The sequence below is a fragment of the Verrucomicrobiota bacterium genome, from assembly GCA_027622555.1.
Taxonomy (GTDB): Bacteria; Verrucomicrobiota; Verrucomicrobiia; order Opitutales; family UBA2995; genus UBA2995.
Map to the genome: position 1 here is coordinate 38243 of JAQBYJ010000004.1, position 25498 is coordinate 63740.

General features: G+C 52.2%; 24 protein-coding genes. 9 read left to right on the forward strand and 15 right to left on the reverse strand.

Translation table 11 applies throughout. The features are described from left to right. Nucleotides 1-15: 15 nt before the first annotated feature. The 13 genes from O3C43_01990 to O3C43_02050 all read right to left on the reverse strand — a co-directional run bounded on the left by O3C43_01990 (nt 16) and on the right by O3C43_02050 (nt 11866). Nucleotides 16-798: a fumarylacetoacetate hydrolase family protein gene (locus O3C43_01990; GenBank protein MDA1065253.1), complete on the reverse strand. Its 783-nt coding sequence runs from the start codon at nt 796-798 to the stop codon at nt 16-18. Between the two features lie 47 nt (nt 799-845). Then, nucleotides 846-1700 (reverse strand): hypothetical protein, encoded by an 855-nt coding sequence (locus O3C43_01995; GenBank protein ID MDA1065254.1) that lies wholly within the window; start codon nt 1698-1700, stop codon nt 846-848. 2 nt (nt 1701-1702) lie between these two features. Then, the gene (locus O3C43_02000; protein MDA1065255.1) at nt 1703-2143 is read right to left on the reverse strand and encodes a hypothetical protein; all 441 of its coding nucleotides are present in this window, start codon (nt 2141-2143) and stop codon (nt 1703-1705) included. Between the two features lie 42 nt (nt 2144-2185). After that, entirely contained in the window at nt 2186-2335 is a 150-nt protein-coding gene (locus O3C43_02005; GenBank protein MDA1065256.1) for a hypothetical protein, read from the reverse strand. 545 nt (nt 2336-2880) lie between these two features. After that, the gene (locus O3C43_02010; protein ID MDA1065257.1) at nt 2881-3186 is read right to left on the reverse strand and encodes a HigA family addiction module antitoxin; all 306 of its coding nucleotides are present in this window, start codon (nt 3184-3186) and stop codon (nt 2881-2883) included. Between the two features lie 2 nt (nt 3187-3188). Beyond that, entirely contained in the window at nt 3189-3470 is a 282-nt protein-coding gene (locus O3C43_02015) for a type II toxin-antitoxin system RelE/ParE family toxin (protein ID MDA1065258.1), read from the reverse strand. After that, entirely contained in the window at nt 3448-3813 is a 366-nt protein-coding gene (locus O3C43_02020) for a hypothetical protein (GenBank protein ID MDA1065259.1), read from the reverse strand. Before O3C43_02020 ends, O3C43_02015 begins: the two co-directional genes overlap by 23 nt. A 138-nt stretch (nt 3814-3951) precedes the next feature. Next, nucleotides 3952-4353, reverse strand: coding sequence for a type II toxin-antitoxin system VapC family toxin (locus O3C43_02025; GenBank protein MDA1065260.1), 402 nt, complete (start codon nt 4351-4353; stop codon nt 3952-3954). After that, nucleotides 4350-4583, reverse strand: a complete 234-nt coding sequence (locus O3C43_02030; GenBank protein ID MDA1065261.1) for a type II toxin-antitoxin system Phd/YefM family antitoxin — start codon at nt 4581-4583, stop codon at nt 4350-4352. Before O3C43_02030 ends, O3C43_02025 begins: the two co-directional genes overlap by 4 nt. 202 nt (nt 4584-4785) lie before the next feature. After that, nucleotides 4786-5160 (reverse strand): sulfatase-like hydrolase/transferase, encoded by a 375-nt coding sequence (locus O3C43_02035; GenBank protein MDA1065262.1) that lies wholly within the window; start codon nt 5158-5160, stop codon nt 4786-4788. Between the two features lie 125 nt (nt 5161-5285). After that, nucleotides 5286-6887, reverse strand: coding sequence for a twin-arginine translocation signal domain-containing protein (locus O3C43_02040; GenBank protein ID MDA1065263.1), 1602 nt, complete (start codon nt 6885-6887; stop codon nt 5286-5288). 182 nt (nt 6888-7069) lie between these two features. Continuing rightward, nucleotides 7070-9421: a LamG domain-containing protein gene (locus O3C43_02045; GenBank protein MDA1065264.1), complete on the reverse strand. Its 2352-nt coding sequence runs from the start codon at nt 9419-9421 to the stop codon at nt 7070-7072. A 183-nt stretch (nt 9422-9604) separates the two neighbouring features. After that, the gene (locus O3C43_02050; protein ID MDA1065265.1) at nt 9605-11866 is read right to left on the reverse strand and encodes a HEAT repeat domain-containing protein; all 2262 of its coding nucleotides are present in this window, start codon (nt 11864-11866) and stop codon (nt 9605-9607) included. Nucleotides 11867-12560: 694 nt separating this feature from the next. On the opposite strand from O3C43_02050, the gene O3C43_02055 reads away from it, so the two are divergent. From O3C43_02055 to O3C43_02090, 8 genes are all read left to right on the forward strand, one after another. Then, nucleotides 12561-13148, forward strand: a complete 588-nt coding sequence (locus tag O3C43_02055) for a nuclear transport factor 2 family protein (GenBank protein MDA1065266.1) — start codon at nt 12561-12563, stop codon at nt 13146-13148. Nucleotides 13149-13167: 19 nt separating this feature from the next. Beyond that, nucleotides 13168-14058, forward strand: a complete 891-nt coding sequence (locus O3C43_02060) for a helix-turn-helix transcriptional regulator (protein MDA1065267.1) — start codon at nt 13168-13170, stop codon at nt 14056-14058. A 92-nt stretch (nt 14059-14150) separates the two neighbouring features. Continuing rightward, on the forward strand, nt 14151-14696 hold the full coding sequence (locus O3C43_02065) for an SRPBCC family protein (protein MDA1065268.1): 546 nt from the start codon (nt 14151-14153) through the stop codon (nt 14694-14696). A 202-nt stretch (nt 14697-14898) separates the two neighbouring features. Then, complete coding sequence (locus tag O3C43_02070) at nt 14899-16011, forward strand: hypothetical protein (GenBank protein MDA1065269.1); 1113 nt, start codon at nt 14899-14901, stop codon at nt 16009-16011. A gap of 22 nt (nt 16012-16033) precedes the next feature. After that, nucleotides 16034-16408, forward strand: coding sequence for a hypothetical protein (locus tag O3C43_02075; protein ID MDA1065270.1), 375 nt, complete (start codon nt 16034-16036; stop codon nt 16406-16408). Between the two features lie 26 nt (nt 16409-16434). Continuing rightward, nucleotides 16435-17331, forward strand: coding sequence for a TIM barrel protein (locus O3C43_02080; GenBank protein MDA1065271.1), 897 nt, complete (start codon nt 16435-16437; stop codon nt 17329-17331). Between the two features lie 68 nt (nt 17332-17399). Next, a complete protein-coding gene (locus tag O3C43_02085; GenBank protein ID MDA1065272.1) occupies nt 17400-20174 on the forward strand; it encodes a PSD1 and planctomycete cytochrome C domain-containing protein in 2775 nt (924 codons plus the stop codon). Then, the gene (locus O3C43_02090; GenBank protein MDA1065273.1) at nt 20171-21628 is read left to right on the forward strand and encodes a DUF1501 domain-containing protein; all 1458 of its coding nucleotides are present in this window, start codon (nt 20171-20173) and stop codon (nt 21626-21628) included. Before O3C43_02085 ends, O3C43_02090 begins: the two co-directional genes overlap by 4 nt. A 181-nt stretch (nt 21629-21809) precedes the next feature. Here O3C43_02090 and O3C43_02095 read toward each other — a convergent pair whose 3' ends face one another. Then, nucleotides 21810-23231: a sulfatase gene (locus O3C43_02095; protein ID MDA1065274.1), complete on the reverse strand. Its 1422-nt coding sequence runs from the start codon at nt 23229-23231 to the stop codon at nt 21810-21812. A gap of 175 nt (nt 23232-23406) precedes the next feature. Beyond that, a complete protein-coding gene (locus tag O3C43_02100) occupies nt 23407-23556 on the reverse strand; it encodes a hypothetical protein (protein ID MDA1065275.1) in 150 nt (49 codons plus the stop codon). Nucleotides 23557-23775: 219 nt separating this feature from the next. On the opposite strand from O3C43_02100, the gene O3C43_02105 reads away from it, so the two are divergent. Then, nucleotides 23776-25494 (forward strand): sodium:solute symporter family protein, encoded by a 1719-nt coding sequence (locus O3C43_02105; GenBank protein ID MDA1065276.1) that lies wholly within the window; start codon nt 23776-23778, stop codon nt 25492-25494. The last annotated feature ends 4 nt before the right edge of the window (nt 25495-25498 follow it).

Below are 25498 nucleotides of genomic sequence, written 5' to 3' on the forward strand. Positions count from 1 at the left end.
AAAGAAATCACCGGGCTATACAAACTGAATAGATACCTTTCCCAGATCAGCAAAGTCCGCAGTAATAGTGTCGCCCACTTCGGCCCACACCGGCCGCACAAAAGATCCGGCCAACAGCATTTGACCTGGCTCGAGGGAATAACCGAGGGAGGATTGTTTGTTCGCCAACCAGGCAACTGAATTTGCCGGGTGATCCATAACACCGCAGGAAAGTCCGGTCTCTTCGATCTTGTTATTCCGATAAAGAATACCTGGCACCAGCCGCAGGTCTATACTGTATGGATCCAGACGTTTGTCTCCCAGGACGATGCCAGCGCCAGCGCCATTGTCGGAAATCGTATCATATACCTTCCGCGGCTCGTCGACCCGCGCATCAATAATCTCAATACTTGGCACAACGCACTCCGTTGCATCCATCACTTCTTCCATGGTTATGCCCGGCCCCTTGAGTGCTTTCTTGAGGATAAATGCCAATTCCAATTCGACGCGGGGAACACAATAATTGGCGCGGGGTACCCGTCCTCCATTCTCGATCATGAAATGCTCGTAGAGAAAACCGAAGTCCGGTTCGTCGATATTGGATGACCGCTGCATGGCGGCCGAGGTCAGTCCGACTTTGTAACCAATAAGCTTGGCACCCGAAGCCTGCAACCGCCGTGCGACTTCTCCAGATATTGCATAAGCATCCTCAAACTCGATATGCGGATACATAGCCGACGGTCGTTTCGTTTGAACCTTGGTTTCGTTGGCTTTTAAGAGGGCTTCTACAACCTCAATGCGTTCATTTTCACTAAGCATTGTTTAGTTCTTTCAGCGTGGTGTGATAATGTGAATGAAAAAATCCTTCATTCTTTAGCAGATGGGGATTCAACCCAGTCAGTTTCTAAAAAGTCCTTCAGCTTTGGACTGAAGTTGCCATTCAGATCGCCTGTGGCTAAAACAAAGGCCATCCCACCATCGGAAGCATCGAGCCCATTTTCTTTGTGTTTCGCTGTTGCACGGAAACGGGAATGCACCCATCGGTATTCTTCGCACGGCGAGTCTTTCAACCATTCTACAAGATCCCACCGAAGGAAAGTCTTGCCGCCGAATTTATCCAGACCTTGTTTCTCCGTGAAGAAGTACTTCGCACCCAGGGCGATACAGTCATCTTTACCGCGTGAAGGCGACCCATCTTCCAGTTTCCATTTATCGGCCTGCTCATTGATTTCCGAATGGGAAACAAGAATGCAGTACTGCCGCTTCTCGGGGTCGGCTCGCAAGAGGGCCTGGTAAGCAAGTTCGAAGGGACCCGCCTGGACGTACCAGAATTTACTGCCTTCATGACTTTTGTTAATTTCTTCTTTCGCATGTTCAACGGCGGCCTCCAGCTCACGCTGTGCATCGAAAAAGACCTCCTCATTGAAACCAAACCTCCTCGCACCTCCGATAGTACTTTCATAATTCTCGGCCTCTTTCCACTCATAGGTCTTATCGAGCCGGTTGTTGTAGTCGAAGTGAACCAACTTGTCCTGCCATCCCATCTTGGCAAAGATGGAAAGCGCCAACGCGGTGGCTGCCCAGTCATCCGGATCAACCCGGTTCCCGTCAGAGCTCCAGCCAATGCGGTCATTTTTTCCAGGGAGCGGAGCGGCACCCAGATTCTGTAGTGTTAAGCTCAACAACAGCGCAAACAGAGAAATCCTGATCAATGGGTTCATTTCTAATTTCCTTTTTTCTTGGATGGCACCGGCAGGTACATTTCTGATAATTTCGGGACCGAGGTTCGAAGCGCATCTATGGCAGAAGCATATTTCTGGTTGTTTATTTGATTCGTCCATTCATGGGGATCTTGCGCGCTGTTATAAAATTCCTCCTGGTCGTCGCGGTAGCGAATATAGCGAAACACCTCAGTTCGAATGCTTATATACCGATCACCAAAAGCAGTGATAGCCGTACTCTTCCATGCGGCAATCGGATTTTCAAGCAGAGGTACCAAGGAACGTCCGTCCAAATAGCGAGGAGGCTCAATACCACACAGTTCGGTTAGGGTCGGATAAATATCTTGCAGGGATACAAATCGTTCGGACTGCCCACCCGCTTGGGTAATTCCCGGAACCCGAAACATCATAAGGCAATGAGTAGCCTCTTCCCATAGCGTCATTTTCTGCCAATTGCTGAGGCAACTGGATGCGTCCGGAGCTGGTTAGATCAGACCACTGTTATTATCCTTGAACCGGGTAAAAAATTTCCACTCATCTTCTTCAATTTCCTCGAAGACCTTGGCAGCGGGGGCAACCTGACTACCGACACGCACATAGCTGCGATCGCAGTAGAAAAACAAGGGGAAGTTCATAGTTGCGACTCAGACTTCGCCCGATTCGAAGGACTTAAATGGAGCAATCCGATTGCCTGAAAAATGAAAGCATTTCGATTTTCTCAAACGCCAGCACTCTATTAGAAACCCAAACGACTCGGCACCGCAATCAGTAGTTCTACCATTGCAGGGATAAAAAACCGCAGTGACATGACCACAAGAGCCCAATCGCCGGGACACGCGACCACCTCAGCCATGGTTATGATGACCCGGACTACCAGGTATTGTGCGATGCAGTGCAGACTGATATCCCAACGCTTCTCGAAACGATCGAGGATATTCTAGGTAATCTTTCTTCAGATTGACCGTACAAGTATGAGGACATCCTATCACCCTCTTAAATGTTAAGATGTTTATTATGGTCACGTCGCCTTCAAGGAAAAATCCGGAAACCATGTATTGACCTATACTTTCACCAACTTTTCGAAATACTGAACAACCCGCCATCGCATTAAAACGCTATGGCGAGACACGGCTAGGACAGGCACTTTTCCGACATTTTCCTTTTAGAAAATCCCAATCAGTTATCCAACAAGAGGAACCACTTCTTCGGCAATGCGATGGCCGCTCTCTCGTTTGGCCTTGCGGATGTCATACTCTGCCTGGAGCCGGAGGAAATAGCCTTCCGAAAGCCCAAAATACCGTTCCAGTCGTAAGGCGGTGTCTGCCGTGATGCTCCGACCCTCCCTTAGGATGGCGTGGATGCGCGTGGCCGGAACATGAATGTCCTTGGCGAGCCTGTAAGCGGTTATCTGCATCGGCTTCAAAAATTCTTCCTCCAGAAGTTCGCCGGGAGTGCAGAGGGGAATCTGTTTCGTTAAAGTCTTCATGGCTAATGGTAATCGACAATTTCGACTTGGTGGGCTCCGTCTTGTTTCCACAGGAAGCAGACTCGCCATTGTTGGTTGATTCGTATGCTGAGTTGGTTTTTTCGATTCCCGCGCAGTTCTTCAAGACGATTCGCGGGCGGAATTCGCAGGTCGCCCAGCTTATCCGCGATATTGAGTTGCAAGAGTTTCCGGTGGGCGACCTTCTGGATATTCGTGGGTAGCTTGCGAGAAAAATGGCCCTCGAACACCTTGCCGGTCTCCTCACAACGAAAGCTCTGTATCACACCTAACAATAATTCCGTCTGCCGTAATCATGTCAAGCGTAACTATACTCCTTTTTTCTACTCCTTTGCGGTAAAGGCAGTTTGTCAAAAGTTGCTGACGTCCTTTGCTGACCTTTTGCAAAACTTCCGACCTCATAGGAGCCAATAAAAGATTCCTGATTTCCAAAGCTTCAACATCCAGTCTTTCAAAATAAGGAGGCATGTGCGCGCTCAAAGGTTTCCTGGAGTTATTAAGCGAAAAATGGTAACCATACTGACGCGCGAACACCAACGTCGGGAAGGAATGGGCAAAAAAGACAGGCAAGGTTGATATTGTTATTATGCGCTGCTTTCTTGTGGTCATGTCGCTTTCAAGGGCAAAATTCGCGAATCATGTGTGGAAACTTATAGCTTCTTCATCTTTTCGAGGTTAACCCGCCGTCGCATTGAAACACTATGTCGAGGCAAGCTAGGCCCGGCACCTTTTCAGTTCCCATGTAAACTACTTTCTTGCATCGAGTGTTTTAACAGACCGATATTTTAGAATCCGTTCGTCTGCAGTGACCAAGGTCAACCCGTGTTCCCGGGCGGTAGCGACTAGAATGCGGTCGGCGGGATCTTTGTGAAACGCTCCCGGCAGTTGATAGGCTCCCATAGCAGCCGCGTGCGACATTTCAAGCGAGCCGCATTGCAGGGCCTCAAGAGAATCTTTGATCCAAGACTCCAATTTTCCGTCAAGCTCAAGCGATCCCGCGTCAACGAGTCTGGCAATCTCCAGGGAAGAAAGCGTGGCTACAAACAGGCCCGTGTCTGTGTTTTCCAGGACCCGCCGTGCTTTGGGTCCTATTCGATCCGGCTCCACCTGGGACCACACCCAGACATGTGTGTCCAACAATAGATTCATATCGAAGATTCCCACTCCGAATCGAAATCACTGTGGACGATGTCGCCCTTGATCCGCATGCGCGACTTGAGAGCCCCGAACTTGCGCGGAGGCGGATTGTCATAAACCGGCTCGATCCGGGCCAACGGATGCCCGCGACGTGTAACTAGGACCGGTTCGCGGGTCCGCTGAGCTTCCTTTAAAATCGCAATACACCGGGCCTTAAACTCTGAAATCAAAATCGTCTTCATACAAAATTGTCAACTAGGTCCAGTGACTTGGTCAAGTCCTAAAACGCAGCCAAAAGAGTAGCCATTTGGCGAAGCCGAATATCGGTACTCCCTTGGCGTGAGACTTCATGATTCTTCATTTTCCGTTGGTTCTTATCGGCCCGACCAACCCTGACACGCTAGGTAAATATGAAATATGAACATTGACCCTATTATTGTTCCCCTAGTAGCCATTTTGCTGAAAAAACTCCGGCAGTAGAACCGAGTCGTTCAGTATCGGGTTATGTATAAACGAACTACTATTGATATAATTACCTGAAGTCGACGGTCTGATCCCGCTCATAATGGCCGACCTTGAAGGACCGCAAGCCGGGGCCGCGCAATGCGCATTGGTAAAAAGCATGCCTTGAGAAGCCAGCTTCTCCATGTGAGGCGTTTTGGCCTGGGGGTTGCCTTTCAGCATCCCCGTCCAGTCATTCAAATCATCGATCGCGATGAAGAGGATGTTGGGTTTTCCGTCATTGGCACTGCTTAAGGCACAGCCCAGTAAAACGGACAGAAGTAGTGAGATGGTTGGTTTCATATATTTTATCATCATCTGGTATTACTATTAATTCTAATCGGTCAGCTCGGCGATCTGACCCTACCCTTCAACTTTTTATATTCCAACGATGGTAGGGCGCTATCGCCGAGAGCGCCGCTATGGTTTGCCAGAGATTAGGCTTAAGATTTAGAACGAATCATGCGTTGGAAGAGGTTGTGAGTAATTTGCTGGACGCGGGGATCGACTCCTTGTTGAGCGACTCCATGCCTGACCGGAGTTTTGTGACCCGGAGGGCTGGATAAACCATTGGCCCACCAGATGGTGGCGGCATTAAACACGATATTACCTTTGGGGCCGTCGTAGATCGTGGCGGTGTAATGGCCCGGATTTTTGCCGTTGATCAAGGTCTCGCCTTCAGCAACGACCTGCATCCCGGGCAGGTCCATCATCGGGGCGCCGTGCCATTCCCAGCCGACCAAGCCTTTGATAGAATCTCCCTTCTTCATGCCGGACCCTTTAAAGAGCCAATGGTCCGGCAGAGTACAGGTCCAATCGCCGGCTCCCCTGACCGGAGGAGTCGTCCGATTTCCCATCAATAAAGCACCATCCGGCCCCATGACGGGTTCGAAGCCGTCCTGATTGACGTTTCGCCTTGCGTCTCCGCTTCCATATTCGGGCGGAAAGAACCAGCCTTCCCGACGAGTGACGCGGTTCGGCGTACCGTTTCCGGAAGGCAGCAGGGGAACAACACAGAGAACGGCATTGGCACTCAGAAAGGCGAGGTTCACCCCTTCATCACGTGCTTTTAGAACGTTGTCGTACATCTGCAAGGACCAGTACTCATCGTGACCCACTGAAATGAATCCTTTGGTGCGCAGCAAGCTAGCGGGATCGGCATGGGTGTCGATATTTGAAATGTAGGAAACATCGTAGCCATGTTGCTCCAGCCAAAAGGCCAAGGGAAATTCCCAGGGCCGGTATTCACCGGAACCCACGGATGCTTTGATCCGATTAACGGGGTGGGTGAACAAGGCATAAGGACGATCGAAGCTCACGGATCCACTGGGCACGCTGGTAGTGGATCGTCCTTCATGTGCTGAATAAATCGAAAAATCAGTCGGCCACCGGTTGTAAGCGGACCAGGTCAGATCGCTGCATTGAAACAGCAGATCGCAGGGACGATCATCGCGCACGATGAAGATAACGTAGCTTTGGATTCCACTGAACTCTCCTGTCAGTTTCCCCAGGTAAACACCGCTCAACCACTCGTCGGGTATGGTCAATTCCACCGAGGGTTCCCACTGGCATTCGTGCAAGTAGTTTTCGCCGACGGGTGGCACCGGTTGCGGGGCGCCTTTGAGTGAGTCGTATCGTCTGACCAGCCGAGCTCCATCTCCGTTGTAGTAACCGGTGCGAAAGATCTCCAAATTGAACTCGGTCTCCGGATCCGTGCTCACCATAATCTGCAACTTCTCACCCGCCCGGACGCTGTTGGCCGAGCAGTAGCCTTCAATCCAAGGGCAGCGTCCGCTGGTCACGTTGCTTCTTCCTATGGTGGGGTCGGTAAGGGTATTGGTGAGCAACCAGTCGCGCGTTCCGGGTTTGGCGTTCTCGAGTTGTATCAAGTTTCGTCCTGCCTGTCCTGAGCTTGGCGAAGGCGATTGCCCAAATATATTAGGAACACCAATCGCGCTTGTGGCAAGGCCCAGGCCTGCGGCGGCCGCCCCTTTGAGTAGATCACGGCGATGGATGCCGCGTTTGGGTTTGTGTGATTCGTTCATGTTTGTCTTGGGGTAAATCCTATATCAGCTAATTTGGTAGCCGAGCCGTCCGAATTTCATTGATCAACGGCTCGATCGCCGTTTCGAGCCCTACCATTCGACGGCATACGCGCCTTTTGGTTGGGGTAAATTTTGTCGGGGCTAACTTGCCGCTGAAGGGATCTGAAAAATGGCATCGCATCCTATTCGCCTTTCCGCTTCACGCCAAAGTGGTGCAGCACGTTCCTGACAAGCATGCTCATTTTCTCGTCGTGGTAGAGACCCCACGCCGTTGCGATCGAACCGGTATGGAAGACGCGTCCCCCTTCGGGGCGCTCCCAGTAAATGATTTCGGCAATGGTCTCCTCACCGCCGACTCGGGGTTGGTGACTCTCAGCGTTGAAATCGAGGACTTTGCGCGACGCCTGGCTACTGGCGATAGTTATGATGCCTTCGGGTTCGACCAGTCCCTTGATGACCGGATCCGCTGTGGCTCGCTGCAAAGTCGATAGGCGCACATCAAACTCGTGGCCTACGGCTCCCATATCTTCGCTGATAAACCCAAAGGTATCTCCCTGCTTCAGCTCAATCTTGTGCGGCTGGTTGAACAGAAAATGATCCGACTGCTCCACCCGGTAGGGTTGAAACGCGCCGCCCCACCCAATACAGGTTAGCCCCACATTTTTCCAGGCAGGATAACCACAGAAGCGCATCAGGCTGCCGAGCTTGAAATCGTGACTGTGATAAAGTTCCCCCACCTGAGCGTTGGCACGTCCACCAATTCCGGTTCCATATTTGCGGCATTCCATCACCTCGCCGGTGTCATCAAAACTGACCCTCCAGAACATGGTGTTTCCCGACATCACCAGGGCCGCACCACCGGACTTCAGGTACTTGTCGAGTCCATCATAAGCGGGGGCCGACCAGTACTCACTGTGCCCATTGAGACACACGGCCTGGTATCCTTCGAGAACCTCCGGGTTTCGATCAAGATCGTGGTCAGTGATGACATCGTAGTCGTAGCCGTGCTTGTCCAGCCAGAGATGCAGGAAACGCTCCCCGCGGAGTAAGTGGCTGTATGAATCATTAATATAGGTTTTGTTTGGGCCAGCTGCCGGCCACGGTAAATTCAATCCAATTTTGTAGGTCGGTTGCCCAGCGCGGTGATCCCGGTAACAACTGTAGGTTGCTGCGTCCGGGTGACTGCTTTCCAGACCTCCCGTACCCAGGCGAGTCAACTCCGGTCCATGATTGACCGGGAACGGAGCCGAGTTGTAAGCCAGCCAGGTATTCGACGAGACAAGCACCAAAAGCGGCGCTTTGGGCCGCGATTCGGGGCGCCGCACGATGAAGGTGGTGAAGTAGCGCATGGACTTGCCATCCACCTCGAAATCAAACCGTCCCGCGTAGACTCCGGATTTGGCGTCGGCGGGAATCTTGAAGCGATGGCTCACGTCCCAGTGAGCATTGTACAGTTCGTCGGAGGCCAATCGCAGCCCGTGGCCGCGTTTCGGATCTTGAGTTGGATCGTAGGACGTGGCGTGGCGACCAATCGCCGAGGCATCAAAGCTGGGGCCGCCAATCATCCAGGTACCCAGGTTAATGATCTGACCGTGGCGGCCGTCCGCACTCGCATCGGTGACCCGAGTGCCACGCTCTTCAGTGAAGGGCCAGCAAGCTAACACGGAATCATCCTTGGGAGCTGTCAGTCCTTGATCGGCGAATAGTTGTTGAATCTGCTCTTCGTTCAGCGCCTCGTCATAGATCACACACATGGCGAGATCGCCGTCGTAGAAATTCGAGGTCTTGCCTTGGTTACCAAAAGCGCCCAACCGAAGCGCAGTCTGCCCCGGTCTGACGACTCCGGTGAATAAGAACTCTTCCGCCAGCTTGCCGTCGACGTAGATGCGTTTTGTCTTTCCATCCCAACTGGCCACAACGTGATGCCAATTCTGAACGCTGATAAGCCCCCGCTCGGTTTGATGAAGCGACGCGGGATCGTGTTTCCCACCCGACCCTGTCATGAAAGCGATGCGGCCCTCGTTGAGAAACAGTCCGATACCACTGCGCTCGGGAAAGTCGTGCTGAGTAATCAGTCCCTGCCATCCCTCCAGGCTGAACGGACGGATCCAGCCTTCCAAGGTTAGCTCAGTCAGCCGTCTCTCATCGGGCAGCCCCTTGGCCACATGCACGTATGACCCGGGATGGATGGGCTGAGATTTGGGATTCTCGACCTGCACCCTTTCAAGAACGGGATCATCGTCTCGATTCTCCGGCTCCGGCCCCAGTTGCACGACGGATAGGTCATAGGGAACGCTGCTGCTGACTCGGAATTCGATTTCCTCACCCGCAACAATGCTCTTCTGGGCGTAGGCATGTAAACCGGGCAGGTCCACCGGCCAATGTACGGGAATTGTCGACCCCTTCTCACTCCCTTGCCCAAAGGCTTTAGGAATGCCGATCGCGCCCGTGGCAAGACCCAGGCTGGCGGCAGCCGCCCCTTTGAGTAGATCACGGCGATGGATGCCGCGCTTGGGGTTGTGTGATTCGTTCATGCTTATTTCGGGGTAAGTTCTATATCTGCAACTTTGGTAGGGACGGATCGCCAAGCCGTCCGAATTTCATCGACCAACGGCTCGCTCGGCGATCGAGCCCTACCATTCGAGGGCATACACGCCTTATTATTAGGTAATTTGCGTTAGTTTTCCAAGAGTCCATATTTGTGTTCCAGCCTGCGGCTACCGTGCCTGCGATAAGTAGGCGACGATGTCTGCAAGATCGTCAGGACTTAAAAGGGCATCAAACACCTCAGGCATGAGGGATGTATTTGAATACTGAGCTTCAATAATATCCGCGGTCTGTATGGTAACTTCCGCTCCCGGTGCAGCAGAGAGGACCATGGTTTCCTCGGTTTCATCCGTAATAATACCGGAGAATTCACCCTCCTTGGTGCGGACGTGCACCCTCTCGTAATAACGAACGATGGAAGAACTTGGAAAAACAATGGCTTCCAATAGATCCCACTTGCCCCGCATGGCGCCAATGTTTGTTAGATCCGGACCAAAATGCAGTCCTTGATCACCCATTCTGTGACAGGTGATGCACAGCGACTTGGAGGCATCGGCAAAGAGTTTCTCTCCACCCTTAGGATCTCCCTTTGTCTGACTGAAATGTGCTCTTAGCTCCCCCATGCGCGTATACTGATGAGCTACTTTGACAGGATCGGTGTCGACCGGATCGGCCTGGAGAATATCGGGCCGGACATTGGGATTGGGACCACTCTGGGCAACCTCCGCCATGATTCGGAGTTGTTTCGCCAGGGGATGATTTTCGGAAACCTCTTCCGCGACACCCATTTCAAACAGCGCGTAGGTGATGGCGTGCTTTAGAAACGGATCGAGTTCACCGAGGCCTGCTTTCAGCAACGTGCTCATCGAGGAGCGGTCGCCGATTCTGCCCAGCGCCATGGCGGCCAGTCGGCGAATATGAGCATCCTCAGAAGTGATTGCCTTCTGTAGTGCCGGCACCGCAGCCTGATCTCGCCAAAGAGAAGCGCTTTGGATGGCCACCGAGCACTCGTCCGCACTGCCATGATTGATTCGCTCCCGTAAAACTTTGCGCGCCGCAGAGCCATCGATGCGATGGAGCGACCACAAGGCAGGCACGCCAGCCTTGGCCGTACGCAGTTCATCGATATTTTCTTCTCTGGCCAAAGCTTCGATGGCGCGGTTCACGACTACCGGTCGTTCATCGGAAAGGTAAGCGACGGAGGGCTGATCCCAATTCAGCTCATAGCCTCGCGGATCTTCCTGAACTACTGCATCTGTTTTTCGGATACGATAAATACCACCAAGGACATGCGGCTTGGCTACCTGCGAAGTCGGACAACACATCATATACCAGCTTCCCGTATCTGCTACGAGCAAACTGCCGTCGGCATCTTCAATCACATCGGTCGGATGAAAATCCGTCTGATCGCCTTCGAGAAGCACCTCCGCTTCCGAAGCAAAGGTCGAACCGGAGCGACTCAACGGGTATCTGGATATCCTTCGCAGGTTAAAGTCGGCGCAAAGCAAGTCTCCTTTGAGCCCCAAGGCATTGTTCCTGGCCATGATTACTCCGGAAGGGGCCGCAGCTCCTGTATGCGTCATCACAGGCAAAAAATCTCCCGTTTGAGGATGACCCGACAGGACAGCTGGGTTTTTCCTGCCATACACACCGCCGTAAACCGAATGCAATATACCGTCGCGCTGTCCGGGGTGAGTCGCCGGAAGAACGAAAAACGTTCCACTGAGAAAGCGCTCGCCCGTTTCACTGAATGCCAAGCCAACCGGGTTGTTCATACCGCCCGTCATGACGACTTCCAATTCACTGCCATCCGGTCGGGCTCGAAAGGCATGAGGCGCCTTTGACTGATGCACCTTACCATTTCCAAGGACAAAGTTCTGCTCATCATAAGCTCCCTTGGTCCAATAAAAATAGCCGTCCGGACCGAGGTAAGGACCATGCAAGTCATTAGCGCAGCGTTCTATGGTTCCGCTGTTAAACCAGGACACTCGTTCATCGGCTACATGGTCGCCATCGTTGTCGCTGAATTTCCATATATTTGGTGGGGCTCCTACATAAACGTCTCCTTTATAAACCAGAATGCCTTCCGGAAATGGTACCTCCTCGGCAAATACCGACGACTCATCGAAGACCCCGTCGCCGTCGGTATCGACCAGGCGCAGAATGCGGTGGCTCGGTTCCGCCAGCTGAATCGGCCCCACTCGGGTGTCTCCGGAACTATCCGTGACATACAAGCTGCCATCCTCATCGAAATACATATGGATGGGCCGATCGACGAGGGGTGGTGCTGCCGCTAGTTCGAGCGTGTAGCCGTCCGGCAGGGTAAAGTTGTGCGGAGGAAAGGAAACGGTCTCAGCGCCCATGGCTCTGAGTGAGAAATTAGTGCCCAACAGGGCCACTCCAATCGTGATAAGAAAGCGAACCAGGTTCATGACAAAAAGAAGTTCTTAGAGTTGAAAAGAGGTAAACCCAAACGTTTCAAAAAACCGAGATGTGATGAAGAGCAAGGCGCAGTTCGCCAGCCCGCGCGGGAGCGTAGATTACTACGTGACCAAGCGGGTTGCGGGCTGGAACGCTGCTCTTCGCGCATGTCGGTTTTAGGCTTCATAAGCGCGTTTTTCTAAGGTCATTTTTTGTGCGGTTCGATAATTCACTATAAAATTTCGTAACAAGTTGTATTTTAATTCCTTAACTTGGCGCTTTTAAAGCCGTTTGAAACCTTGGGTAAACTGAAATCCATCATAGGGCGAAAGCGAAAAGACTAAACAACTGGCCAATCCCCGACCACTGTAAAATCGGCCTCGTAAAAAGAGGCGAAGCACAGAATTGTAGGGATGGATTAAGTAATAGTTGCTTGTTTTGCTTTCGGCAATCAACAAGCAAAGGTATGCATAAAGGGTTAATTTATCGACAAATGCATTCTTCCACCTAATTCGAGGGGACCTTCTTTGACCAGCTTGCGGCTGTGAGCCAATCCACAATTTGGTTCATTTGCATTATTATAGACCTCATGTGCATATGATTGTGAATCGCGCCCGACCGAATTCTCTCAAAGATTAGAGGGAAATCATTGCGCACATCCCACTCATGAATGTCCCATCGAAATTCCGTTCTGCCCCATTGTTTATGTCCCTTTTCGCCGCGCTTTTTCTATCCACCTGTCTGGTTGCGCAACCCAAAGCGCCCCTTCATCCCCAACCTTCGCGTATCACCCCTGAAGCGTGGCGGACGGCTCGCCAGGAAATTCGATCCGCTTCCCTGGAAGCGAAAATCGACTACCTGCTCGATCGAGCGGAGATCGAAGATATCATCACCATCTATGCCTATAGCGTCGATACGCGCAACTGGCCATTACATGGTGAAATTTTCAAAGAGTCGCTCCAGATGCGCAGAGACGATGGCTACCCAAAGGTCGACAATCAGGAGAGACTGAAATCACTGGACAAGTTTTTCCAGCGTTTCACAAGCACGCAGCATCTTGGATTCCCGCTCGCGATAATGATAGAGCAAGACTCTGCCTATGCCGTTGCTTCCCTACACGCGCGGCACTACGACGAGAATGGCGATCCGATCGATAACACGCTGCTTTTCGGCCAATATGAATTTTGGTTTGAAAGAACTTCTGAAGGATGGAAAGTTAACAAGCTCGCTCAGGTGAATCGCACTCGGATAAACACTTCTGAAGCGAAATTCCCTGAAGAGAAATCACCCTAAAACCGCCTAAAGAAAAACCGTGAATACTTCATCTACGTCGAACTTACTCCGTATCCCGGGCGATCTTGCTGGCGAACCTAACAGTCGCTTCCTGCAAGCCGGTGGGCTCTGTTTCGGCGAATACCATCAACGCGTCGAACAAAAGCCGCGCAATATATTCGTGACGGAGCACACGCTCATTTTCGTTTCCAAGGGAGCGAAGGAGTTTCGCTTTCCGGATAAGGAAATCATAGTCGAGGCGGGCAAAGCCATTTTTCTTAAACGTGGCTGCTACCTGCTTTGCGAGAGTGTGCCCGACCATTCCAGATACGAGAGCATATCGATTTTCTTCAACGAATCAGCAGTCCAGAAATTTTGGCTCGGTCTCGATCTTTCGGATACGAATTCCAGCTCGGTTTCTCCCGAGAACAGTGAAATGGTGATCCTCGAAATGTCTCCGGCCCTGGAACATTTTCGTGATACGATCATGAGCTGCTTCAGCTACGAGGGAAGTTTTCTGGAACAGCTCCTCACAATGAAATTACACGAGCTGCTACTCCTCTTGCTCGACACGCCCATCGCAGGCGAGCTGAAGGCTTTCTTTGGCGAAATATTCGACGAGAAACGCACCGACCCCGAGTATATCGTTTCCGAAAACGTGCTGACTCCTCTCAGTCTTGAGGACTACGCCCGACTTTCCAATCGTAGCCTCTCCTCTTTTAAACGCGCTTTCAAACAGAAGACCGGCCAAACTCCCGGAAATTGGATTCTGGATAATCGCTTGAAGCATGCGCGGATGCTGGTGCAAGCCACCGGCAAGACCATCAGTGAAATCGGAGGCGAAAGCGGGTTCAATAACGCATCCAGCTTTATTCGATCCTATCGCACACGATTCGGAGTGACGCCGGTTGCGGATCGCAAATCCGCTTGAACGATCGCAAGAGCACGATTTGCACATGGTTTGAACGTTCAAGCATGAGCTTTTTTGTAGAAGTCTTTGTCAGCGATAGACAGTCTTTTTCCATGAGTTTACATAGACCCAACTTTTTGCTGTGCCGCTTTTTCTTATTCGCCTTGATGATTTCGGGACTCGGCCAGGCACCCCTAAACGCGGAAATACCCAAAAACATGGCTAAAGATGTACACATCGAAACCTCCCACGAATTCGATCTTCCGGCAGACGCCGTTTGGAATCTGATCGCAGGCTTCGACACGTTGCCTGACTATCACGCAGCCGTTCCAGAAAGTCGCTTGGAACACGGAGGCGCCGTTCGCTATCTTACGATTTCCGACGACGCGGGCGGAGGCATTGTTGTTGAGCGTTTGGTGTATTTCGATGATAACGCCATGACTTTCAGCTATAAAATCATCAAACTCATCGGCAGCCCGATGCCTTTCCGGAATTACCAGGCCTGGGTAAAACTCGAGTCTACCGGCAAGAATTCCTGTAAGCTCAATTGGAACAGCTCTTTTAATGTAGAAGGTGCGAGTAAGAAGGAAGCCGAAGAGCTTGCGCTTGTTATCTACCAAGGTTGCTATGATGGGATCACGCGCGTCCTTGCCAAATAGGCTAACAAAGAATTAAACAAGACAAAGCACAATATTATCATCCGTCTCTCTAACTCAAAACCTCTTCCAGGAAATGCTCAAAACCTCTAAACTTCAATCCAGACTTTTTTAGCTCCATCTAGGAGTCCTTTTGATGTTAATGTTTTGGACTTGCCCCTTCCTTCTCAGTAATAAGAACCCATTGGATTTCGTATCAACAACCATGAATAAACAGTTCCCCATTTATCTCTTTGTGGCCCTCGTCCTGGTGGCGGCCGCACCCTTCTCGAATGCACAACGGGCGGCAGCCGCGCAAATGCAGCCGGTATTCGATCCTGGATGGGAGAAGGATGAATTTCCGCCGAACGCGGTAAGTTACAAAACGCCTGAAGAGATTATGGCCATTTATAAGCGCGGCGAGGCGGGGCGCACTTATGCGGAAGCGAGCGACGCTCTGTCCTTTCCCAAGCAAGCCGACGGCATCCTGCGCATCGTGGGGACGGGCCACAGCTTTACCGCGCCCGGCTATAGAACCTTGCCCGCCATCACCCGTGCCGCTGGTTTCGAGCAGCCCCTTTCCTTGCACAATGGCGGCGGGCGCACGGGCAGCGTGAGCTACAAGTGGGAGCAGGAAAACGGCATTTTCGAATTTGACGGTAAGCCCCTGCCCAAGCTCCTGGCCGCAATTTCCAACGCGGAATGGGAGGCGATGATCTGGGGCCCCTACAGCGGTGATCGTCCGAAATTCTACACGAGCTGGATCGATTTCTGCGAACAATACAACCCCGGCATGAAGTATTTTCTCATCGACGCCTGGCCCGCGCTCGGACAGGTCCAGATGGTCTTCAACCTCAAAGCAAACCCGGAATCTGAAGCGTTCTTCACCGACGAAGTCTACGATCAGCTCAGCGCCCACGCGAACACTGCCTTTGCAGGCCTTGTGAAAACGCTGCGCGAAACAACCAAGGAAGTCTATATATTCCCGACACACGCCGCTATGACAGAGGCGGCCAAGCGGTTCATCCGGGGCGAACTTCCGGGCGTCGAAGGCCTGTATAAAGTGATTGGCGGAAAAGAACATTCTATCTGGGCAGACCAACGCGGCCACTTGGGCCCCGGCTTCGATCGCCTGGAGGGCTATGTCTTCTACGCCACGCTTTACGGCAAATCCCCTGAACTCATTTCAGCTCCCATCAAGTTCGACAAGACCCCAAGCTTCATGAGCTCCGACCTCGACAAAATCTTCCGCGAAATCGCCTGGAAGGCGGTAGTGGAACATCCTCTCTCCGGTGTTGCAGACAAGAACGGAAATGGCATCGGCGATCATCTGGAGTAACTATAAGCGAGTCCACAATAGAATGAAAAATATAGCTATATACAAAAACGACTGGCGACTGTTCGTCCTGTTGATTACTTCGCTGATTTCTGTAAAGGCATCCATTGGCAATCCGCAAATTGAGGCTGCAGGATCCGGGGACGCACTCGATGCGGTTTTGGCCTACGTTGATGCCAATGGCTTACTCGAAAATGAAACGCCGGTAGTCAAAAAACAGCGCTACCTTTCCACCGTTATTTCAGCCCAGAACAGGCTAGGTCGGGAGCTCTCCCACGTGACGACTTTCTATCCCGGCAAGTTGCCCATTGGAGATGATGGCGTCCACTACAGCTCCGAGGGCTACCTCATGCTCGGGAAAGCAACCGCTTCGGCGATCGAGGAATTTTACAAACATTAATCGAAGGCTCTTTTTCTGAATTTGTAATGAAAAAAATCTCCTTAACCGCATTCACGCTTTTTGTATTCACATTTACCTGTTTAGCGGCAGATAAGTCGAGTCAGGATACCTATCCCCTCGGGGTCTTCAATTTCGACTTCGCCCGACTGGGCGAGGACGCAGCCAGTCAGATTAGCGAATTGAAATCGATTGGCTATGGTGGATTGGTTCTGAATTTAACGAATCCAAAAGAACTTAAGACGCTGGAGCGGTATCAATCGGTAGTCGGCGATGACGCATTTGAGGTATACGCAGGCTATGTCGTCATTGCTTTCGAAAAGGACATCGCTGCGCAAAATGCGTACCTTGATAATGTAATTAAGGCCCTTAAGAAATCGGACGCAAAGCTGTGGGTTATCCTGCGAGTACGGGGCGGGCAAAAAGTCGAAGGCAAGCAGGCCTTAGACTTCCTGCGCTCGTTGGCAGAACGCACCAAAGCGGGAGGGGTCGAGCTGGTTATCTATCCACATTGGTCCGGCGGCGATCCCCGCAACGTCTGCCTCATCGAATCAGCGGAGGATGCCATACCGTTTGTTGAAGCAGTAGATAGCGACAACCTTTTCATTTCGCTCCATCTCTGTCATGAAATCAAGGCTGGCAATGGACACCGGCTCAATGAAGTGGCGGCAAATATCAAGCCCTGGCTTCGACTGCCTTCGATCAACGGCGCCGACATAGATGCGGTGAATGAGGCGGAAGGATGGAAACGCGGTATCCAGCCTTTGACCCAGGGCGATTACGATTCGTCTCAGTTGCTGGAAGCCCTGAAATCAATCGGATATAAAGGACCGGTAATCTTGCATACCTGGGGCCTCCAGAAAGCGGCTGCGGATCATCATCAAACGTCGTTCAAGCGATTCCAGGAAATGGTGGATGCGCTTTAAAGCTTTTATGCGGGCGCGTTCCTTGCGCCTTGATGTTCTCTTAATTGTATCGGAGCATTATTAAAATTATGAGGATACCCCGCCGACTGATTTTTGCTGCCTTTATAGTAGGGCAAAGTCTGTTCGCGGCAGAGGGCGCCAGCGATCCCAATCAAACTGCCGGAGTCAGCTTCGAGCAAGACATCGCTCCGATTCTTGAAGCTAAGTGCCTGGGATGTCACAACCCGAACCAGCTGAAGGGCGATTTTTCCATGGCTACCCTCGAAGAAATTCAGGCGGCCAGTGAGGAGTACGTGGTTCCAGGAAACGCGGCTGACAGCATGCTCTATTGGATTACCTTGCCTCTGGACGAAGGGGAAGCGCCTGAAATGCCAGAGGAGGGAGACGCATTGACCGAAGAGGAAACGAAGAAGCTGGCTGCCTGGATCGATGCAGGAGCGGAGTGGCCCGAAGGCCTGGTTCTCAAAGAAGCATCGAAGGCGGATGAAAACTGGTGGTCATTTCAACCGGTTTCCGAAACTGAGCTTGATTCGATTGATGCATTTATCGAAGCGGAGCTCAGGGAAGAAGGATTGGTGATGAATCCTGAGTCAGGCAGGCGCACGGTGATTCGGCGAGTGACATTGGACCTGACCGGCTTGCCGCCGACTCCGGAGGAAGTGGAGACATTTATAAACGATCCTGATCCACGTGCTTATGAAAAACTGATTGATAGCTTGCTGGCATCACCCCGCTATGGTGAGCGCTGGGCGCAGCACTGGTTGGATGTCATTCGTTGGGCGGAAACCGTGGGTTTCGAAACCAATATCCAGCGACCCAATGCATGGCCTTACCGAGACTGGGTGATTGAATCCCTCAACGGAGACCTGCCCTATGATCGTTTCATTTTTGAACAGCTCGCCGGTGACACGGTGGGCGAAGACGCTGCGCTGGGTTTCCTGGTTGCCGGTCCGGCAAATCTTCCTCCCCAAGTCGGTCGGGACGAGGCCGCCATGCGGGGCGCCAGGCAGGACGAGCTAGACGAAGTGGTCCGTACTGTTGGTCAGGCTTTTCTGGGAGTCACCATCGGTTGCGCTCGGTGCCACGATCACAAATTTGATCCCATCCTGCAAAGTGATTACTATTCGATGCAGGCGATCTTCGCCGGACTCGCCTACGGTGAGCGACGCCATCGTGGACCAGAAAATGATGCTTGGACCTCCGATATTCCCAGAGCAAGAGAACAATTGGAAACGACCCAAGTGGAACTTGAAGCGTTGCGTAAGAAATATGGCTTGCGCAAAGCGATAGAGGACGTCCACACGGATTCCATTCTACCTGTTAGAGCTCAGGCCATTCGTATGCGGATAGAGGCAACAGGTAATGGAAAGGAGGCTTCGCTTTATGAATTCGAAGTTTGGTCAACGAAGGAAGGAAACATCGAATCCACCAATGTCGCCCTGGCTGAGAAGGGTGCTCAACCATCGGCTTCCAGTTTTGCATTGGCTAATCAATCGCGCCACTTCGACAATTTGGTCGACGGCTCGATTGACAAGCGTCAGGCCTTTCCCTGGGTTTCGAAGGAAACCGGTCCGGCTTGGATCCGTGTAGATTTTGCTGAATCCGCCACGATCGACCGGATTATTTGGCATCGCGGGAGTAGCATACCTGCGGCCTACGTCATTGAAGTGCTTCCTCCCGATTCGGATAAATGGCACGAGGTCGCACACACGCGAGACCGTCTTCTCAGAAGCGACGACACGCGCAAGGCTGATGCAGTCCATTTTGAGTCACTCGATCAGGAGGAAACGCAACTGATTGTCAGAAAAACGGCGGCTCTTCGCTCTGCGGAAAGAGAGCTAGCCCGTCTATCGGCTGGTCCCCGGGTATACGCGGCAAGCTTCACCGAGAATCCGGAAGCCACCTACCTGCTTCGGCGTGGGGATTCCATGCAACGACTGAACGAGGTTCTCCCCGACATTCCCAAAGTTCTTGGAGAACTTGCTATCGCCGCGGATGTGCCCGAAGCCGAACGTCGCCTTGCACTGGCGAACCATCTGACCCAACCCAATCACCCGCTTACAGCGCGGGTCCTGGTTAATCGTGTCTGGCAACACCACTTCGGTACCGGTCTTGTCGAAACGTCTTCAGATTTCGGGTACATGGGGGCGGCGCCTTCTCATCCAGCGCTTCTCGACTGGCTTGCGGGAACCTTTGTCGCCGAGGGTTGGTCGCTCAAAAAACTCCACCGGCTTATTCTTAGTTCGAAGACGTTTCGGCAATCCAGTTCACCGCAGACGGAGGCCCTGTCGGTGGACGCTGACTCGCGACTGTTGTGGCGGTTTCCGCCACGGCGTTTGGAAGCCGAAGCTCTGCGTGACTCGATCCTGAGTGTGAGCGGAAAATTGAATTTTGAGATGGGTGGGCAAGGATTCGATTTTTTCAATCAACGCGGCGGACTCTCGGACTACCTGCCGAAGGAAACCTTCGATGAGAGTGGTTGGCGGCGTATGATATACGCCCACAAGGTTCGCATGATATCGGTCGATATTTTCGGAGCCTTCGATTGTCCCGAGGCCGGACAAATGAAACCAAACCGCACTCGCTCCATCACGCCCGTGCAATCACTTGGGTTGCTTAATAGCCCATTTGTTAATCGTCAAGCTGCGTACTTTGCCGAGCGCCTTTATCAGGAAGTTGGCGACAACCTTGACGCTCAAATAGATCGAGCATTTTCACTAGCCCTTTCCCGACCTCCTTCACTCAACGAACGTCAGCAGCTGATTGCCTTGGCTGAAGATCATGGTCTCGAGCAGGTTTGCCGTGCCATTTTCAACACCAGTGAATTTGCTTTTCTTCAATGAAACACTTTACCAAACAAGCCCGACCTCTTCTTGATCGCCGAAAATTTCTATCCGGCGCCGTCCAAGGCCTTGCCGGTATCGCTCTCACGACTTTGTTGGCTGAAGAGCGCGCCCGTGCGGCTTCGCCGATCATAGACCCAACACAGCCCTTCGCCTCCCGCAATCCGCATTTCAAGCCCAAGGCGAAGAACGTGATTGTCGTCTTTTGCTCCGGTGCGCTGAGCCATATCGATACTTTCGATTTCAAGCCTGAGCTTATTCGCCACCACGGTAAGCCCCTGCCAGGTAACGAAAAACTCGTATCCTTCCAGGGGCCGAATGGAAACCTTACTCAGCCGCTTTGGAAATTTCGCCCCCGTGGTCAGTCGGGCAAGATGGTTTCCGATCTTGTTCCGCATATCGGCGATATGGCCGACGAGTTGTGTTTCATTCACTCTCTGACAAATACATCGAACACCCACGGCCCTGCGGAAAATCTCATGAACACGGGTTTCACCTTTGACGGGTTCCCAAGCATGGGAGCCTGGGTGAACTTTGCGCTAGGTACTGAAAATCAGGACCTGCCAGCTTTTGTGGCCATTGAGGATCCTCGTGGAAATCCACAGTCCGGTCCCAATAACTGGGCCAGTGGTTTTCTTCCTCCGGCCTTTCAGGGTACGCCCTTCAGCAGCACAAAACCGATTCGTTATCTCAATCGGCCAACCACAATCAGCTCTGCCTCGGACGAAGCGACGCGGAAGGCCATTGGCTTTCTTGACGAGCAAAACGCACTTAACTACCCCGGTGACTCAGAATTGGCTGCCCGGATATCCAGCTACGAACTGGCTGCCCGCATGCAGCTATCCGTTCCCGAAGCGGTGGATCTTAAGTCTGAGCCAGAATACATCCGAAAGCTCTACGGAGCGGACAGTTCCAATCAACTCAAAGCCGACTTCGCCAATAACTGCATTCTCGCTCGTCGCCTAATCGAACGCGGCGTTCGCTTCGTTCAACTTTTCAACGGTGCCTATGCGTCAGGGGGAGAACTGAATTGGGATGGTCATAGTGAGCTCAAGGATCAGTATGACGTGCACGGAGAGATCCTCGATCAACCGGTTGCAGGACTGCTCAAGGACCTGAAGCAACGGGGTCTCCTGCAAGACACCTTGGTCGTCTTTGCGACTGAGTTCGGACGTATGCCAATGTTCCAAATGGGTACCTACGGGCGCGACCACAATCCTTACGGTTTCACGTGTTGGATGGCTGGCGCAGGGGTGAAGCCAGGCGTTTCCTATGGCGCTACCGACGAATTCGGTTTCAAAGCCACAGAAAATATCTGCACCCCTCACGACTTTCACGCGACCATCCTCCATCTCCTCGGTCTGGATCACGAGAAACTTACTTTCTATCACAATGGAATCGAGCGCCGTTTGACCAATGTTCATGGTCATGTGATTCGAGATATACTGTCATGAATTGCCGGCGGGTAACGGGGGCGATTTGACGAAGTCGCGGTCAAGATCAAACCCTGGATCCGACTACCTTCGATCAACAGTGTCGATGTCGGTTCAGTGAATGGGTTGAATAAATTGCAACGCGGCATACATATACAGCCGTTGGCTTCGGGAAATTACGATTCATCCCGGTCTCCGGACCTCATCGGTTCGAACCTTTTTCGAATTCCGCATAGAGTGGCGTACCCGATCCACTACTACCGGGAGGTATGGCGGCGTTGTGTTTGGGGATCCATCGGCCGAGGTCCCGGATAAGAGCACGATGTTCCGGGCGGGCCGCAAGGTTCACGCGTTCGCGCTGGTCGTTGCGATGATCGTACAATTCCTCCGAGCCATCGTCATAGCGAATGTAACGCCAATGTTCTGAGCGGATACTGTGGTTATTGGGTCCAAACGTGGTTATGGCTGGACGCTCCCAGACAGCATTGGGTCTGGTTAGTAAGGGCCTCAAGCTGACTCCATCCAGACCTTCTTTTGCCGGAAGCGAACAGAGATCCACCAGGGTGGGATAGATGTCGATGAGACCCACTGGCCTGGATAACGCTTGGTCCGTGAGCAGGCCCGGCCCGGCGATCATCATGGGGACGCGGGTTGATTCCTCCCAAAGCGTTCGCTTGGCCCAGTGCATTTTTTCACCCAGGTGAAAGCCGTGATCACTCCAGAGCACAATGAGAGTGTTGTCCCGCGCTCCACTTTGCTCCAGGCCGTCCAGCACTGTGCCCACGCAATGGTCGACAAAAGAAATACAGGCCAGGTACGACTGCACCAGTGGTTTCCATTCATTGGCTCCCACAACCCAGTCATGCTTGGGTGCGACGTGACCCCAGGTCAGTTCTTTGGCATACTCGGAAAGCTGGTCACGATCAGTAGCCAGGACCTCCGGCATTTCAAGCGTTTCAGGAGGATAGAGATCGAACCATTTCTGTGGCACATAAAGCGGGACGTGCGGATTGGAAAAACCGATGGCCATAAAGAAAGGCTGATCTTCATCCGCCAGCTCTTTCAATCGATTGGCTCCCCAAAGCGCGGTCTGAAAATCCTGCGTGTCCTCATCTTTATCAAACCAGGGTCCCCAGTCCCAGGCTCTATTTGTGTTCGAGCTCAATTGCTTTTTCGGCCTGGGCACGGGCAAGGTGGCGGACACGATTTCGTCAAAGGAATTTTTCTCTTCTTGCAGAGATTGCCCATGAAAGATCTTCCCCCGGGTTGTGAGGTAATAGCCCTGTTGTTTGAAATACTGAAACATCGTTTCCGCATCGCCATTTTCGGAAGCCCCTCTCAATCCGGGTTGCAGAAAATAGATCCCGGTGTTCGAAGGAAGTAGCCCCGAGATCATGCTGACCCGGGCCGGATTACAAATTGGTGCCTGGCAATGGGCGTTGGTGAAAAGCGTTCCGCGCTCCGCGAGCTGATCCATGTTTGGAGTCTTAGCCTGAGGGTGTCCTCCATAGGCACCGGTCCAGTCGTTCAGATCGTCGATGGCAATGAACAATACGTTCAATGGCTTGGCTTGAATGGATAAAAAAAGAAATAGCAGGGTAGCTAGAATGATTAAACTTCTCATATAAAAGTGAACCTTACAGGACAGATTAGAATGTACACAATCTCAACCTCTCATCATCCCTTTTGCTGGGTGTAATTTTCCCTGCACCCGAAATAGGTTGGGCGACTGCGTCCTCGCAGTGCCGCTGATTAGGCCCCACCTAGATGGGTCCATGGAGGTACAGTTTGATTTCTCCCTAAAGGGGTGTGATTTCGACCTGCCCTTCGACCCCGTGTAGTCCTTTGTCTCCCGTATCACTGCACTGGGTATGGTAATGAAGAGTGCCCAAAATAGGAGAGGCGTAGCGCACCTTCCACTGCTCTCCACCCGCCCAGAAAGCGGGCACGATCCTTTGCGTTGGACAAAACTTTTCTTCAATCCACCAGACCGATTTAGATTAAAGTCAGCACAGCTTCTGGCAAGCTACATTCCGCCAAACGCGCAATAAATTCAGTGACGATTCGATTTCTGAATTTTGGGTTAGCATCCGTCCCACATTTTTCTTTAATAACAACCTTCTTGGCGATCGATGAACTTTTTCGATAAATCTCAACGGTTATAAATTATGTTTGGTCTTCACATCGTGGATATCGCAGCAATTGCGCTTTATTTCCTGGGCATCACTTCCCTCGGAATATGGTCAGCCAAGGGAGTTAAATCACTATCGGAATTTGTGATGCCCAGGAAGTTCGGCAAACTCATGATGATGATGCACAGCTTCGGCACCGGCACTCATTCGGATCAGGCGGTGAGCGTGGCATCAAAGACTTTCACTAGTGGATTGTCGGGCATCTGGTATCAATGGATGTGGTTGTTCGCCACTCCGTTTTACTGGCTGATTGCGCCGATGATGCGCCGCTTCCGAGCGATGACTACGGCGGATGTGTTTGAAGCGCGGTATGACCAGTCTGTTTCGGTGTTGTTCGTGCTGGTCGGCTTAACGAAATTCATGATGGTGATCGGCATGATGCTGAAAGGCTCGGGAGTGATTATCGAAGCAAGTTCCGGCGGCGAGCTGCCGGAGGATTGGATGATTCTGATCATGACAGTGATGTTCGTAACCTACGGCTTGGCGGGAGGCTTGAGCGCAGCGATCGTAACGGATTTTGTGCAAGGTCTTTTAACGATTTTGTTTTCGTTCATTTTGTTGCCTGTGGTGCTCAATGCAGTAGGCGGCTTGTCCGGTCTGAGAACTGCGCTGCCGGAAGTAACGGGCCGGGACGACATGCTCTCATTGGTAGCACCGGGCGAAATCGGCGTATTTTTCATCCTGGTGATCGCGACAAACAGTCTGCTTGGCGTGGTCGTGCAACCACACAACATGGGAACTTGCGCCGCCGGGAAATCGGAGATTGAAGGAGCCGTTGGGTTCATGGGGGGCAACATGATCAAACGGTTTTGCACGGTGGCGTGGTGCCTGACCGGGTTGGCTGCGATTGTTTATTATAAAGGGGATGTCGGGCATCCGGATCAGGTCTACGGAATGATGGCACGTGAGTTTTTGCCGATTGGAATGCTGGGAGTGTTTATCGCGGCTTTGCTGGCAACGGTTATGGGATCGTGCGACTCGTTTATGATCGCCGCCTCCGGATTGTTTACACGAAACATTTATCAACACTGGAAGCCGGAGAAATCTCAGACCCATTACCTTTGGGTGGCCCGTGTTTCAGCTCTGATCGTAGTAGCCGGCGGCGTCCTTTTGGCATACACCGCCGAAGGTGTTGTTAAAATGCTCGAGCAGATGTGGAAAGTAGATGCCATGATGGCAATGGCCTTCTGGCTGGGCGTGTTCTGGAGAAGAACGACGGTGGCTGGAGCCTGGGCGGCTACGTTGTCCGCGCTGCTGGTCTGGACGATTACGAGTCAAGGGTGGTTCGGACATTGGCTGGGCGGCTTTAACTGGGCGGTCGAAAGCGGGTTTATCAGAGAAAGCATACAAAACGGTATGACGGTGCGGACGCTCTGGTTGCCTTGGCAGATGCTGGCTTATATTTCAGCCGGCTTTGCTGCAGGGATTATCGTGAGCCTGTTTTCCAAACCGGTGGCAGCGGAAAAACTGGAACGGTTTTATAATCTGCTGCGCACGCCTGTATCGCCTAACGAAATCCTTACCGAGCCTTGCCACCTGCCCGAGGACGCGAAGCCCGGGGACCGTAACGTATTTTTTCCACATAGTAGTTTTGAGATTCCGCGGCCAACCTGGCGTTCGATGAGCGGTTTTTTCATCGCGTGGCTGATGGTGGTAGGCATTATCGGCGGCGTTTGGCTATGGGTGGCAAATTAACATT

Excerpts from the sequence above, each read along its gene's own strand:
- O3C43_01990 (MDA1065253.1), bottom strand. The coding sequence starts at position 798 with ATGCTTAGTGAAAATGAACGCATTGAGGTTGTAGAAGCCCTCTTAAAA.
- O3C43_01995 (MDA1065254.1), bottom strand. The coding sequence starts at position 1,700 with ATGAACCCATTGATCAGGATTTCTCTGTTTGCGCTGTTGTTGAGCTTA.
- O3C43_02000 (MDA1065255.1), bottom strand. The coding sequence starts at position 2,143 with ATGACGCTATGGGAAGAGGCTACTCATTGCCTTATGATGTTTCGGGTT.
- O3C43_02005 (MDA1065256.1), bottom strand. The coding sequence starts at position 2,335 with ATGAACTTCCCCTTGTTTTTCTACTGCGATCGCAGCTATGTGCGTGTC.
- O3C43_02010 (MDA1065257.1), bottom strand. The coding sequence starts at position 3,186 with ATGAAGACTTTAACGAAACAGATTCCCCTCTGCACTCCCGGCGAACTT.
- O3C43_02020 (MDA1065259.1), bottom strand. The coding sequence starts at position 3,813 with ATGACCACAAGAAAGCAGCGCATAATAACAATATCAACCTTGCCTGTC.
- O3C43_02025 (MDA1065260.1), bottom strand. The coding sequence starts at position 4,353 with ATGAATCTATTGTTGGACACACATGTCTGGGTGTGGTCCCAGGTGGAG.
- O3C43_02030 (MDA1065261.1), bottom strand. The coding sequence starts at position 4,583 with ATGAAGACGATTTTGATTTCAGAGTTTAAGGCCCGGTGTATTGCGATT.
- O3C43_02035 (MDA1065262.1), bottom strand. The coding sequence starts at position 5,160 with ATGATGATAAAATATATGAAACCAACCATCTCACTACTTCTGTCCGTT.
- O3C43_02040 (MDA1065263.1), bottom strand. The coding sequence starts at position 6,887 with ATGAACGAATCACACAAACCCAAACGCGGCATCCATCGCCGTGATCTA.
- O3C43_02045 (MDA1065264.1), bottom strand. The coding sequence starts at position 9,421 with ATGAACGAATCACACAACCCCAAGCGCGGCATCCATCGCCGTGATCTA.
- O3C43_02050 (MDA1065265.1), bottom strand. The coding sequence starts at position 11,866 with ATGAACCTGGTTCGCTTTCTTATCACGATTGGAGTGGCCCTGTTGGGC.
- O3C43_02055 (MDA1065266.1), top strand. The coding sequence starts at position 12,561 with ATGTCCCTTTTCGCCGCGCTTTTTCTATCCACCTGTCTGGTTGCGCAA.
- O3C43_02065 (MDA1065268.1), top strand. The coding sequence starts at position 14,151 with ATGAGTTTACATAGACCCAACTTTTTGCTGTGCCGCTTTTTCTTATTC.
- O3C43_02070 (MDA1065269.1), top strand. The coding sequence starts at position 14,899 with ATGAATAAACAGTTCCCCATTTATCTCTTTGTGGCCCTCGTCCTGGTG.
- O3C43_02075 (MDA1065270.1), top strand. The coding sequence starts at position 16,034 with ATGAAAAATATAGCTATATACAAAAACGACTGGCGACTGTTCGTCCTG.
- O3C43_02080 (MDA1065271.1), top strand. The coding sequence starts at position 16,435 with ATGAAAAAAATCTCCTTAACCGCATTCACGCTTTTTGTATTCACATTT.
- O3C43_02085 (MDA1065272.1), top strand. The coding sequence starts at position 17,400 with ATGAGGATACCCCGCCGACTGATTTTTGCTGCCTTTATAGTAGGGCAA.
- O3C43_02090 (MDA1065273.1), top strand. The coding sequence starts at position 20,171 with ATGAAACACTTTACCAAACAAGCCCGACCTCTTCTTGATCGCCGAAAA.
- O3C43_02095 (MDA1065274.1), bottom strand. The coding sequence starts at position 23,231 with ATGAGAAGTTTAATCATTCTAGCTACCCTGCTATTTCTTTTTTTATCC.
- O3C43_02105 (MDA1065276.1), top strand. The coding sequence starts at position 23,776 with ATGTTTGGTCTTCACATCGTGGATATCGCAGCAATTGCGCTTTATTTC.